At 36.4% G+C, this 13727-nt stretch carries 12 protein-coding genes and 2 pseudogenes; 6 read left to right on the top strand and 8 right to left on the bottom strand.

Annotation, left to right across the window (positions count from 1 at the left end):
• Positions 1–8: 8 nt before the first annotated feature.
• The 3 genes from hpaB (at position 9) to SM124_RS04660 (ending at position 2546) form a co-directional block, all read left to right on the top strand.
• Entirely contained in the window at positions 9–1454 is a 1446-nt protein-coding gene (hpaB, locus tag SM124_RS04670; RefSeq protein ID WP_322445120.1) for a 4-hydroxyphenylacetate 3-monooxygenase, oxygenase component, read from the top strand.
• Positions 1455–1579: 125 nt separating this feature from the next.
• On the top strand, positions 1580–2281 hold the full coding sequence (locus tag SM124_RS04665; protein ID WP_322445119.1) for an SIMPL domain-containing protein: 702 nt from the start codon (positions 1580–1582) through the stop codon (positions 2279–2281).
• A gap of 109 nt (positions 2282–2390) precedes the next feature.
• Positions 2391–2546 (top strand): hypothetical protein, encoded by a 156-nt coding sequence (locus SM124_RS04660; protein ID WP_322445118.1) that lies wholly within the window; start codon positions 2391–2393, stop codon positions 2544–2546.
• A gap of 117 nt (positions 2547–2663) precedes the next feature.
• Here SM124_RS04660 and efp read toward each other — a convergent pair whose 3' ends face one another.
• From efp to SM124_RS04645, 3 genes are all read right to left on the bottom strand, one after another.
• Positions 2664–3221, bottom strand: a complete 558-nt coding sequence (gene efp, locus SM124_RS04655) for an elongation factor P (protein ID WP_322445117.1) — start codon at positions 3219–3221, stop codon at positions 2664–2666.
• A gap of 26 nt (positions 3222–3247) precedes the next feature.
• Positions 3248–4309: a M24 family metallopeptidase gene (locus tag SM124_RS04650; protein WP_322445116.1), complete on the bottom strand. Its 1062-nt coding sequence runs from the start codon at positions 4307–4309 to the stop codon at positions 3248–3250.
• 216 nt (positions 4310–4525) lie between these two features.
• Positions 4526–5041 (bottom strand): YqhR family membrane protein, encoded by a 516-nt coding sequence (locus SM124_RS04645; protein ID WP_322445115.1) that lies wholly within the window; start codon positions 5039–5041, stop codon positions 4526–4528.
• A gap of 339 nt (positions 5042–5380) precedes the next feature.
• Between SM124_RS04645 and SM124_RS04640 the strand changes: the two genes are divergently transcribed.
• On the top strand, positions 5381–6325 hold the full coding sequence (locus SM124_RS04640) for a DUF1385 domain-containing protein (protein ID WP_322445114.1): 945 nt from the start codon (positions 5381–5383) through the stop codon (positions 6323–6325).
• A gap of 56 nt (positions 6326–6381) precedes the next feature.
• Positions 6382–6765: an SA1362 family protein gene (locus tag SM124_RS04635; RefSeq protein ID WP_322445113.1), complete on the top strand. Its 384-nt coding sequence runs from the start codon at positions 6382–6384 to the stop codon at positions 6763–6765.
• A 24-nt stretch (positions 6766–6789) separates the two neighbouring features.
• Here SM124_RS04635 and SM124_RS04630 read toward each other — a convergent pair whose 3' ends face one another.
• The 5 genes and pseudogenes from SM124_RS04630 to lipM all read right to left on the bottom strand — a co-directional run bounded on the left by SM124_RS04630 (position 6790) and on the right by lipM (position 13137).
• On the bottom strand, positions 6790–7674 hold the full coding sequence (locus SM124_RS04630) for a patatin-like phospholipase family protein (protein ID WP_322445112.1): 885 nt from the start codon (positions 7672–7674) through the stop codon (positions 6790–6792).
• A 218-nt stretch (positions 7675–7892) separates the two neighbouring features.
• On the bottom strand, positions 7893–8918 hold the full coding sequence (gene splB / locus SM124_RS04625; RefSeq protein WP_322445111.1) for a spore photoproduct lyase: 1026 nt from the start codon (positions 8916–8918) through the stop codon (positions 7893–7895).
• Positions 8919–9065: 147 nt separating this feature from the next.
• Positions 9066–10181 (bottom strand): annotated as a pseudogene (locus SM124_RS04620) (ribonucleotide reductase barrel domain-containing protein); the annotation flags it as partial.
• Between the two features lie 279 nt (positions 10182–10460).
• Positions 10461–11900 (bottom strand): annotated as a pseudogene (locus SM124_RS04615) (vitamin B12-dependent ribonucleotide reductase); the annotation flags it as partial.
• Positions 11901–12300: 400 nt separating this feature from the next.
• Positions 12301–13137, bottom strand: coding sequence for an octanoyltransferase LipM (gene lipM, locus SM124_RS04610; protein WP_322445110.1), 837 nt, complete (start codon positions 13135–13137; stop codon positions 12301–12303).
• A gap of 189 nt (positions 13138–13326) precedes the next feature.
• Between lipM and SM124_RS04605 the strand changes: the two genes are divergently transcribed.
• Complete coding sequence (locus tag SM124_RS04605) at positions 13327–13710, top strand: rhodanese-like domain-containing protein (RefSeq protein WP_322445109.1); 384 nt, start codon at positions 13327–13329, stop codon at positions 13708–13710.
• Positions 13711–13727: the final 17 nt, after the last annotated feature.

Genomic DNA, 13727 nt, shown 5'->3' with positions numbered 1-13727 from the left:
GAGAGTGAATGCCTGCGATTTCTGGAGAAGAGTATATAAAACGAGTGGATCAACTTCATTCGGAAATTTGGCTAGATGGCACAAAGGTAACTGGAGAGTTATCCAAACATAAAGCTTTTAGTGGCGTTATACAAACCCAAAGTCAATTGTATGACCTTCAATTAGATCAATCTATAATAGACAAAATGACCTTTCCTTCTCCTTCTTCAGGTGACAAAGTAGGAGTTTCATTTTTAGAGCCAAGAACAATAGAAGACTTGGCTCTACGCCGATTCATGATTCAAACATGGGCAAAAGCTAGTGGGGGAATGCTCGGAAGGTCTCCTGACTATATGAATACTGCGTTAATGTCTATCGCTAGTTCAGCTGACATTTTATCTAAGCAAGATGCAAGCTTTACAAAAAACTTAGAAAGATATTTTGAATTTGTTCGAGAAAATGACTTATGTATGACACACACCTTTATCAATCCACAAGTGAACCGCTCTAAAATCTATTATGAAAATGACAAAGAAATCATAGTTGCGCAGCCTATTAAAAAAACGTCCGAAGGGTTTATTATCAAAGGGGCACGTCTTCTAGCAACTCAGGGTGGCATAACGGATGAAATTCTTGTGCTACCCTCTCAAGCTGCTTCTTATAACGATGACTTAGCATATGGTTTTGCTATTCCTAGCAATACACCCGGCCTAAAGTTTATTTGTAGAGAGTCCTTTGCTTATGACCATTCCAAATTTAATCATCCGCTTGGGTCTCAATTTGAGGAAATGGACGCTATTGTTGTTTTTGATGATGTTTTGGTTCCATGGGAAAGAGTATTTTTTTATAATCACCCCGAGATTGCGTATAACATTTATAGTGAAAGTAGTTTTTTCCCGTTAATTACTCATCATGTTCTATGTAGACGGGTCGTTAAAACTGAATTTATTCTCGGCATAGCTCAGCTTTTAGTGGAAACGATTAATGTAAGTGAGTATCAGCATGTACAAGAAAAAATCAGTGAAATTATTGTCGGCTTAGAAACATTAAAGTCTTTATTACTTACATCCGAATTGAATGCACGATCAAACAAATGGAACATTATGATTCCTGAAGAAAATGCAGTTAAAGTGGCTGCTACTATTTTTCCTAGAATATATCCGAGGTTTATGGAAATATTCCAACAAATAGGAGCTAGTGGATTAGCATCTATACCAACCGAGGGTGACTTTTCCTCGGAAATTAAGCCTGACTTACAGCTTTACTTACAAGCTGCCGGAGCAAATGCTGAGGAAAAAGTAAAGCTTTTTCGATTAGCATGGGATGCCTCCATGAGTGCTTTTGGTACGAGACAAACGTTGTATGAGCGATTCTTTTTTGGAGATCCCATACGTTTATCCTCCGGTTTATATCAATCGTATGATCTAAGTTCGTCCACTTCCTTTGTAAAGGATTTTTTAGCAAGGGATAAATAAATTCATTTCTTATAGAATCTTTCTGTTTTTTAACCAGTACACTTTAGGGAGAGTGATAAAACAGATGGGCTTTATCATGTTATAGTACTAACATGAAAGAGCCTCATGGAAAGTGAGTGAGTGAGATGTATTACTACCAGCAACCTTATCGAACGGTTCCCTCTATGCCTATCGCCCCTACTATGACTCCTAAAAATACAATCAATGAAATTAGAGTAACAGGTGAAGGGATTCTATCTGTCCAACCGGATAAGGCTGAAATAACAGTAGGTGTTATTACCGAAAATATGGAGTTAGTTGAAGCTCAATCGGAGAATTCACAAATTACCACTCAGGTTATTGGGTCGTTGAAAGGACTAAATATAGCAGGTGAGGATATTCAAACGGTTGACTATTCTATATTCCCTCTCTACGACTATATCGACGGTAAGCAAACTTTTAAAGGCTACAAAGTTGAGCATAGGCTACTTGTTACTGTTAGGGATATCTCTAAAGTTGGCCTAGTCGTTGATACAGCGGTTAGAAACGGAGCTAATAGTATTTCTAATATCCGATTTTCTGTTACTGACTCTAACAGCCTTTACCAACAAGCTTTAGCACTAGCATTAAACAATGCTTTTGAAAAGGCATCAACGATTGCTAATACCATTCAAGTTAGGTTAGTTTATACACCTATTTTAGTGATTGAAGGAACGTCTCCACAAAAAGAGCCTATCCCCTTTGCAGAATCACAATTTGTGAAAGGTGCGAGTACCACCCCAATTGAACCAGGAAGTCTAGAAATAAAATCTACTGTCACTGCCGTATATATTTACTATGTAAGTTAATACTGAGTATTCATTTCCTCACTTTTCCAAGTGAGGTTTCTTCTTTTTTGAAAATAATAATAGAAGACTTGCTGTAATAAATGTTGGAATGAATGAGGGGTGATTCTAAATGGTTAATGAAAATAAAGACGAATTTTTCAAACATCAAAGAGAAGCAAAGTATCTAGCCGGAGCTCGAGACAATCGTGAAAAAGCACAAGCGGACCCAAAATACAACAACCGAAACGAAAGCACCCTTTCACCTGGAGTTACGGGTAGAGAGTAACAGCAACATTACTGGTGACAGGCACCTGAAATGGTTTTGTAATATTTTTGGTGGAAGGTTAGGTCTACAAATCGAAAAAAAAACCAAATGGATTAAAGAATCCATTTGGTTTTTTAATTATGCACGTGATACGTAAGATGAATCTGTTGTATTGATGATTAAACGGTCACCTTGGTTAATGAAGAATGGAACTTGAACAGTAAGACCAGTTTCCATAATGGCCGGTTTAGAACCACCTGAAGCTGTGTCCCCTTTAATACCAGGTTCTGTTTCAGTTACTTCAAGTTCAACCGTGTTAGGAAGCTCGATACCAATTGTTTCAGTACCATACATCATGATATGTACTTCCATGTTTTCTTTTAAGAACTTTAACTCATACTCGATTGAAGTTGCTGGAAGTTCAATTTGATCATATGATTCGTTGTCCATGAAAACGTGTTGATCACCGTTTGCATATAAGTATTGCATTTTACGGTTATCAATTTGAGCTTTAGCTACTTTTTCACCTGCACGGAACGTTTTTTCTTGGATTGCTCCTGTACGTAAGTTACGTAGTTTTGAACGTACGAAAGCTGCTCCTTTACCTGGTTTTACGTGTTGGAAATCAATAACGCGCCAAATGCCGTTATCCACTTCAATTGTTAGTCCCGTACGAAAATCGTTTACAGAAATCATTACTAAAATCCTCCTAATGTGTTCGTTTAAAGAATGATTAGTTCTTTAGTGGAGTGAGTAAACGACTCGTTATGATCCTTCGTAATTAAAGTATCATCCTCAATTCGAACTCCTCCAAGCCCTGGAATATAAATTCCTGGCTCTACTGTTACAACCATTCCAGGCTCTAAAATGATATCTGACTTCACAGAAAGAGCTGGTCCTTCATGTACTTCTAGACCAATTCCATGTCCAGTTGAATGTCCAAAATATTCTCCATAGCCTTTTGCGGTAATGTAATCTCTTGTTAGAGCATCTGCCTCTTTACCGCTCATTCCTGGCTTAATGCCATCCATGCCAAGAAGTTGAGCCTCAAGGACAATATTATAGATTTCTTTTAATTTATCTTCTGGCTCTCCTACTGCAACAGTACGAGTGATATCAGAAACATAACCTTTATGGTAAGCACCAAAGTCTAGAGTTACAAAATCGCCTTTTTCAATAAGTTTATCACTAGCAACACCATGTGGCAGTGCTGAACGATAACCAGATGCAACAATAATATCAAACGAAGATGATGTTGCGCCTGCTCTTCTCATAAAGAACTCAAGCTCATTTGATACATCTAGTTCTGTAATACCAGGGCGAATGAAATCTAAAATATGTTTAAATGCAGCGTCTGCAATGTCGGCTGCTTCCTTTAATATCTTAATCTCTGAATCCGTCTTAATCAAGCGTAACTTTTCAATTATTCCTGAAACTGGTACAAGTTCTGATTCAACTGCTTTCTCATACGCTTTATAAGATGAAAAAGTTAAGTGCTCTGTTTCAAAACCAAGCTTTTTAATCCCCAGTTTCTTAGCTTGTGTAGCTACTTCATCTGGAATAGATCCTAAGTGTTTTACTACTTCGAAACCCTCACATTGTTTCGTTGCTTGCTCAACATAGCGGAAATCTGTAATAAACTGAGCTGCCTCACCACTTATTAAAACAACACCCGATGAGCCAGTGAAATTAGACACATAACGGCGATTGTAGTTGCTTGTAATTAACATCCCGTCAATACCAAGTTTTCCAAAAGCCTCACGTAGTTTTTGTATTTTTTCCATATTTTCCTCTCCCCTTATCACCTAAGTTTGTTTTCGTAAAACATTGCTGATTTATTAAATATCAACAAAGTTCTACAAAAATAGTCCTAGATAATTACTTCGATAACCAAAACATTTTTTCCTGCTAACCTAAAGGACGTTAGTTTTATTTTGTATATTAACAGAAAAAGAATGTCCTACAAAGAACATTCTATCATAAATATGCTACAAGCCATCCTAGGAGGGTACCTCTTTTTCTGAATGTTCCTTTTGTTTATTTTCAGATTCTTCATATGATATGGAGTAACCGATAAACGTCCCATATAAAACATAGAAACAGACAGAAGTAATGAGGGTATTCCTAGTTAAATCACCAAATGGCGGAATTCCCGGAAATATTGGATTTAGCACAAAAAAGACGAGTAGAAATAACACAATTCCATATCCCATCCCTACCCATATTCCTTGAAATCTTCTTAACGTTGCATAATAAATTAAGGCAACAATAATCGAAAGACCTCCAATTAAACAAATAGAGATAACGGTTCCTAACCAGCCATTTTTCCAGTCCCCAAGAGCCCAAGGTTCCAAGATGACATTTTGTCTAATCTCCGTAAAGTTAAAAACATAAGCAATCTGGGCAAGTCCACTCCAAAGTATCCCTCCAACTAATCCTGTTAAGACCACCATCGCTATAAAGGATAATGGTTTTTCTTCTTGATTTTGTTCCAGCTTCTTATTTGACTCTGCCATTTAATCCACCTCCATTTTTTATTATGTCCACGGTATTTATTCCTTTGCATAATAATAGAAATAAATAAGTACTTTTTTATTGGGTGCTCTTATATCCATCACTAAACAAATTTCACTTTAAAAATGACACGATTGAAAAAGACCTTATAAAATAAATCCCTATTCTAGAGGTTTTATTCGTTTTCTAGTAGAATAAAGATAGGTACAGTAGCTTCGTTTAGCTAAGTCGTCTATTGATATTAAGTAATAAAATTTCTACTCAATGGAAACATAGACACATAGTAGTAAACACACTCACTGTTTCGTACAAGTTCAAGCATAGGTTGGTGTAAAAATATAATGACAAATAATCAAAAACCCGTCTACGGGGGGCAAGCCGTTGTTGAAGGTGTCATGTTTGGTGGCAAACATCATTATGTGACAGCTGTCAGACGAAAAGATGAATCCATTGAATACTATCATTTACCAAGAAAATCTAACCCAATTTTTACTATGTTAAAGAAAATACCTTTTCTTCGTGGAATTGTTGCCATTATCGAAGCAAGTGCTAATGGCTCAAAGCATTTAAACTTTTCAACTGATCGATATGATTTAGATCCGAAAGATGATGATACCATTAATCAAAAAGAAACTTCGAAACTCACCATGATTCTAGGAGTAGCTGCAATTGGTGTTCTTTCCTTCTTATTTGGTAAATTCATTTTCACTCTTATACCGGTCTTTTTGGCAGAGTTAACTAGACCTATTTTTTCAAGTGATATGAGCCAAATTCTTGTTGAAGGTTTTTTCAAATTAATCCTACTTTTATTCTATATTTACTTTGTTTCCCTCACACCCATTATCAAAAGAGTGTTCCAGTATCATGGTGCTGAGCATAAAGTAATTAACGCTTTTGAAAATGGAAAAAAATTAACAATTGAAAATGTTCAGGCTCAGTCTCGTCTACATTATCGTTGCGGTAGTAGCTTTATCCTATTCACGGTTATTATTGGTGTATTCGTTTACATGCTGGTACCAACGGAGCCCCTTTGGGTTCGTGTTATTAATCGACTAGCATTAATACCAGTAGTTTTAGGAATCTCCTTTGAAGTATTACAATTTACTAATAAAGTTAGAGATATTCCTGTTTTAAAATTTCTAGGCTTGCCAGGTTTATGGCTTCAATTATTAACAACCAAAGAACCAGACGACAAGCAAGTAGAAGTTGCCATTCTTTCTTTTAATGAGCTATTAAAAATGGAAAAAAACACAGAAAATGAAATGAAAACAGAAGAAATTGTATAAATATTGTTATAAGTAGTTTAAAAGATAGAAAAGATGCTTATCATGCTTTTAGGGAGGTGGCTTTCTTGAATAATCGAACTTCATTTTATATTGTATTAGGAGTTATTTTCCTTGCCATATTAGGTATCATCAGTAAGCTTATCAATGATCCCACTGGGTTTCTAAAAAGCATTGCTGTAATGCTAATCGTCGGTGTTATTATTTATATGTTAGTTCGACGCTTTTATGGAGCTAACCCTCAGAAGCGTGAGCAACAAGCATTTCGTAAAGCTGCAAAACGTTCGAAGAGAAGATTTTTAACAAAAGATGTCCAAAAAGCTTCACCTCGAGTTGGTGCACTTTCTACTATTAAAAAAGCTAATAATAAGAAAAAATCAAATACACACCTCACTGTCATCGAGGGTAAAAAAGGCAAAAAGAAAAATCGAGCGTCCTTCTGAGCTCGATTTTTTTGTTTTATTCTTTTAATATCCCCATCTCGTAAAGAACTGGTTAGCCTGTTTTCTTCCTAAATCAAAAAGTGCTTTCTTTTTTTCATTCGTTAATTGAAATTCTGTTGTTAACACACCTTCTGTTGGAATAAAAATAATATTTTTCTCGTGCTTTCTAGATATGTAGCGAGAATCATGGGCATCCTTCATTGTTTCAAATAGTGCCTCAAATAATTGTATAGCATTATTTATTTCATTTTGTGGCCTCTCATTCAGGTTGTGACTTAGTTTAATGCCTAAAACTGGCCTTATCTTTTTAACATTCTCTGCATCAAACAGCCACATCGGAAAATTACTGAGAACTCCTCCATCAACAATAAGACTGGTTTTATTTCCACTTTTTAATTTTACCGGCTCAAAAAAGTAAGGGAGACTACAGCTCATTCTAATGGCTTTTGCTATCGAAAAAGTATTAGGGTTTATCCCATACTGCACTAAGTCATCTGGTAAAATTATCATTCTACCATTAGTTAAATCCGAGGCGATGACCCTTAAGGAATGTGGAGGTAGGTCTCCAAATGTTTTTAAACCTTTTTTAGATAAAGCTTCTTCTAGCCATTTTTCAAGTTGTGCTCCCTTGTACAATCCTAGCTTCCAATAGAGCCAAAACCATTTTGCTACAGAAAATGGCACAATAGATGTTCTTAAATCAAGGAATTGTTTTAAATCTAACTCATCAACCAGCTCGTATATCTCTTTACTTGAATAATTCGCTACTGCTAAAGCTGCAACTATAGAACCGGCGCTCGTACCGGCTACCCTTTTAAATTTAAATCCCTTTTGTTCAATGGCTTCATATGCACCAATAAGAGCAAACCCCTTAATGCCTCCTCCGGAAAAAACGCCGTCTATATACATGTAAGCCACTCCTTAGATGTATTCATTGATACATACTAATCCGCTGCTTACAAAAATAGTACGGCGTACAAACTATTTATTTTATGTTTTTTATTTCGCTATGATAACTAATAACCATTTTATCTTAAAGATTCCTTATTGGATATAACATAAAAACTCAGAGCCGATACACTTTAAAAATGAATATTTCCAAAAGTTTTATTAAACTGAATATCAACTTAAGTAAAATATTGTACCTCAGCTCCCGGAAAAAATGACTCAATATATCCTCTAATTGTCATTTCAAGGTCTTTAGCATCTTCATTTTGATATACGTATTTACCAATCCCATAACGTCCCCACTTATATTTTCTTTTTTCCTCATCCATTTCTAATTTCGTTTTCGGATAACGTTTTTCGATTACTTTCTTTGCTGGTTTAGTAAAGCGATGCTGAATTAATTCGAATGTCAATCCTTCGAGATTTACTCCTTGTAAAGAGTCACTCAAACGCTGAAATAATTCGTAGTAGCCCTCTTTCCAATCCTTATGTAAATAGATTGGGGCTACAATAAAGCCAAGCGGGTAGCCTGCATTTGCTACTTTACGTGCTGCCTCCAGTCTTTCGTCAAAAGAGGAAGTCCCTGGCTCAAAATTTTTAATTACGTATCTTGAATTGACACTGAAGCGGAAGCGGGTTTTCCCATTATGTTTGGCATCTAATAAATGGTCAACATGATGGTATTTAGTAACGAACCTTAGACGACCATATTCTGTTTGCCCAATAAATTCAATTGTCTTTTTAAGCGAATGGGTTAAATGGTCTAATCCAACAATATCCGATGTACATGCCGCTTCAAATCTTGTTATATCTGGACTTCTCTCGTCCATGTATTTCTGTGCTTGGTCAAAGATATCCTCTAAATTTACATATGTTCGAATATATGGTTTACTCCCGAGGGTTGTTTGTAGATAGCAATAATGACAATGCCCCATACAACCTGTCGCTAAAGGAATTGCATATTCAGCTGACGGCTTTGAGGTATCAAATTTTAATGTTCTTCTAATCCCTACTACGAGGGTTGATTTTGCGTTACGATATTGTTGTAAATCGTTATCTCCAGGGATTCCTCTTACTTGGTTATGGGAAGTAGTCTCTCGTATTTCTAATCCCATTCCCTCAAACTTTTCTTTAAGCTCTTTCCCTAACGGATACTCTAAAGCTTGTGGTTCTATATAAACGAGTTGTGGAACAAATGGCTTCATGGTTTAACCTCATTTCATCTATATGGCTTTACTAATAGTGTTAGCCTATATTCTGTAGTATGAGCAAAAATGAGGAGAAACGAAAAAAGAGAATGGAATAAAATTTTTCCATCCTCTTTTAGCTTATCGATATTTATTTCCTATTAGTTATAAGCCACATTTTAATTGAGCGTTACAGTTCGTACAAGTGTTACAGCCACCAATTTCTTTTACTTTTCCTTTTCGACAGACAGGACAAGTATTTCCGACTTCGGAACCTATAGTTACATCTGTAGAACGAAGATCACTAATCGTATCAACTAATACAACATGCTGCTTTGGTTTTTCCTCTTGTTTCGTGTCCTCAAAACTATTTTCTTCTGCTTTTAACGTTAGTACTTGAGAATCACGAGAACCATCTACATATACCGTTCCACCTTTTGCTCCACCACGGTATAAGCGCTCATACACAGCTTCTACTTGCTCCACACTATAGCCTTTTGGAGCATTAACCGTTTTACTAATTGAGCTATCAATCCAGCGCTGGATGACACATTGTGTGTCAGCATGCGCTTCAGGAGAAAGTTCCATTGCAGTCACGAACCAATTTGGAAGATTATTCGCATCCGCACCTGGGTTACGGTCTAAATATTCTTGGACGATATCTGCTTTCACTTCAATAAATTTACCTAAACGTCCACTTCTATAGTAAGAGAACGAGAAGTAAGGCTCAAGGCCTGTTGAGACCCCAACCATCGTCCCAGTGGATCCTGTGGGAGCAACGGTTAATAAGTGAGAGTTTCTAATTCCACTTTCTAATATAGCCTCTCTTACATGCTCAGGCATTTTTTTCATAAATCCTGTTTCAGTAAAGGCTTTGCGTAGACGATTCGTCTCTTCATCTGTTTGACCTTCTAAGAATGGGAAACTTCCCTTTTCCTTAGCTAATTCAACAGAAGTCTCGTACGCTGTAGTCGCTATCGTTTCAAATACTTTATCTACAAGCTCATTTCCTTCAACTGTGCCGTATTCTGTTTCACAGTAAATAAGAAGATCATGTAGTCCCATTACTCCAAGACCAACACGACGCTCACCTAGAGCTTGAGTTTGGTTTTCCTTTAAGAAGTAAGGCGTTGCATCAATAACGTTATCCTGCATACGTACACCAACAGCAACCGTCTGTCTTAATTTATCAAAATCAACTACTTTATTTTCTTTATCCGCCATTTCAGCTAAGTTAACTGCAGCAAGGTTACAGACAGAGTATGGCGCGAGAGGTTGTTCCAGTTTTTGTTATCCTAAAGGCTTTTTATCCTCTAGTTCTTACAGTTCAGTTCCTGTAAGCTCAGCATATCTTTTCATTACACACACTTTTCATAAATTAAAAAATTTATAAGTGTGTAATGTTGCGGCCTCGTGGGTGGGTTATATTCTCCTTAAGAGGTTCACCACCTATGCGTTGCCCCTGACTAGACTTTTAAATCTAGCCTTCGGTTCGGATTAGCATCTCAGCCTTCCCGCTTTATTCCGCAATTTTTTACGTGAGGCAAATTAAGCTACTCTACCACACGGGTTAGTTGCAACAACCTTTTGTCCATAGCTCTTAGCATTGGTCATGTCGTTTGCATTGTCGATAAAGAAGATTCCAGGCTCTGCTGAATAGGTTGCGCAAATATTAATTAAGTTCCACAACTCTTTCGCCTTAATTTTCCTGTATACGCGTACCTTGTGGCCCATTTTCTCCCACTCGCGTACATCTCCAACCTTATGCCATTCTTCATTATAAATCTTCATTTCTTCAGCACTGTAGCTTTCAACATCTGGGAACTTTAAGTCGTATAAAGCATCAGCTTCTACTGCATCCATAAAGTCTTTAGTTAAACAAATTGAGATATTAGCACCTGTTAAAAACTCTGAATTGTGTACAGAGTAGTTACCGCCAGTAGCTAATTTTTCTTCCGCATCAGAAATGTTCTTTTCTGTAAAACCACCTGTTCCTGGTATAGTTTTATAGTTAACAATACCTTGGTACATTGTTCTTTCTGATTCTGTTAATGGGGTAAATTTTAGTTTATCTTTCGCATACTTTTTAATTGCTTCATCATTCGTTGTTTCTAGTAAGAATCTTAATATTCTTGGATTTTGCATCTTCGAAATAATAAATTCAATAATATCTGGATGCCAGTCCGCTAGCATTATCATTTGGGCCCCACGTCTTGATCCACCCTGTTCAACAAGATGAGTCAACTTTGCAATATCATCTAACCAAGATACGGAACCAGATGATTTACCGTTTACACCTTTTGCAAGTGTGTTTCTTGGTCTTAACGTAGAACCGTTTGTTCCAACTCCACCGCCGCGGCTCATGATTTCCATAACCTGTTTACGATGTTCTGAGATTCCTTCACGTGAGTCCTGAACAAATGGCATAACGTAGCAGTTAAAGTACGTAACATCTGTATCAGCTCCAGCTCCGTATAATACTCGCCCTGCTGGAATAAAGTTTAAGCTTACTAATTCGTGGTAGAACTTCCCAAACCACTCTTGCCTTTTTTCCTCTGTCGTTTCAACAGAAGATAAGCCTGTTGCGTTTCGTTTGGCGATTTGCTCATAGAAAACTTCAAGAGGCTTTTCAATTACATCTAGGGAACGTTTGATGATACCTGTCGATGATTCTTCTGGGTCATCTAGAACACCGCGGAATTCCTCGTCTACAAGAACCTTTGCGGCTTTTTGCTCCCAATCAATTTCTAAAATATATCCTAGTCCACGCGCTGGGAATTTTGGGTCTTCTTTGATAGTAAGTACGACGAAGTCACCGTTTGATAAAGTAATTTTTTCTGTATCTTTAAATGTGTAACGATCTAACATTACCAAACGAGAAACACCTTTGTGGGTAATTTTCATATCAGGGGTAATGGGATGAACTTGAGGGAATAAGCTAATATCCTTGTTCAATTGTTCCACATTAATACTAATTTTTTGTCCTAACGCAACAGACATAAACACAACTCCTTTAAGAAATTCAATCACTTCAAAGTCTATTTTAATAATATATAGAAACTAGCTAGTAGAATCTAGTTGTTTTTAAGAGTACCCTAAAGTTACCATATCAAAACTACGAAATCAATATATAGTGTATCAATTATTTTCGACAACACTATATATTGTGTTTAGTTCAAAAGAAATTTATTTTGTCAAACATAAGAAAAACTAGAAAAACGAGAAAAATAGAGTTTAAGATAGGTTTTCGGCATATTATGATAAATTTTAACAATTTTCACAGCTTGCACTTTTATTCATATAGGTAAAAAGTATCATGGTAAAATTTTCATGCATTTCAAATGAAAAAGGTAAAGCGAAGTACAATCTGAAAATACTTTGCTTTACCTTTATTTTTATTTTATCTTTTAAAATTCCACTCGTCACTTTCGTAACGCTCACTAGCCAACTTGTAAACATAATCAAGTTCTTCCTGTGATAGTTCATATGGCTCTAAGTTAATGTGTAACCCCTCTTCAAAGCCAACTTTAAATGCTTCTTTAGCATCTTCAAGCTCAATCCGCTTTGAACTAATTTCGTTTATAGCTACAGCTTTATTTTTAAAAGCCTTTTGCATACGTTCTTTTACTCTCTCATTAGGATACTTAAATAGACTAAATAACATATCCTCATCTAAATCTAATAAGATTGAGCCGTGTTGAAGGATGACACCCTTTTGTCTAGTTTGAGCACTACCAGCTACTTTCCTTCCTTCAACCACTAGTTCATACCAACTAGGAGCATCAAAACACACGGCAGAACGTGGATTTTTTAATGAATCCTTTTCTTCAGCTGTTCTAGGTACAGCGAAATAAGCATCCATACCAAGGCGATGAAAACCTTTTAGAATTCCTTCTGATATCACTCTGTAAGCCTCTGTAACCGTTTTAGGCATATCTGGATGTTCTTCTGATACAATAACGCTATAAGTTAATTCTTTGTCATGTAGGACTCCACGCCCACCTGTGGGTCTACGAACAAACCCTAATTTATGAGCCTTAACTGCATCCATATCTATTTCTTTCTCTACTTTTTGAAAATATCCGATAGATAATGTTGCAGGGTCCCATCCATAAAAACGAATAACAGGTGGAATTTTACCTTCACTATGCCACTCTAATAACGCTTCATCTAACGCCATATTGAAGGATGGAGAGCCGAAGCCTGAGTCAATAAATCTCCAAGTTTCTTTATTCATATATTAACCTCATTTGTGTATATTGTTTATATGTAGCGGTTTAAGTCTATCAAATCTAATGTAAAAATTAAAGTAAGGTGAATCCGTAAATTCGACCTAGAAAAAGTTTATATAATTCTTTACTCAAATGTGAAGAAAAATATATAATATAATTTGGCTCAAGCTTTCCGAGAAAGGAGTTAACCAAATATGAGTACTTTATATTTTCTACTTATCGTTTTAGGGGCGATTATCGCTTACTCAGTTGTAACCTACTTCTATCAACGCAGAATTGTAACAACATTAACTGAACTGCAATTCCGTGAAGGTTACCGTAAGGCGCAATTAATTGACGTGCGTGAACCAAATGAGTTTGAAGCTGGACATGTTCTAGGCGCTAGAAACATTCCTCTATCACAGATGAAGGTCCGTCTAAAAGAAATTCGTCCTGATAAGCCTGTTTACCTGTATTGCCAAAGCGGTCTAAGAAGTGGACGTGCTGCTCAACTTCTTCATCGTAAAGGTTACAAAGAACTTTCCCATCTTCAAGGTGGTTTCAAAAAGTGGACAGGTAAAATTAAAACTAAAAATTAATAAAAGTGTATGTTCTT

Origin of the sequence: Robertmurraya mangrovi, assembly GCF_034427655.1 — a bacterium.
Classification (GTDB): Bacteria; Bacillota; Bacilli; order Bacillales; family Cytobacillaceae; genus Robertmurraya_A; species Robertmurraya_A mangrovi.
This window is presented reverse-complemented; position numbering and strand designations above follow the sequence as displayed.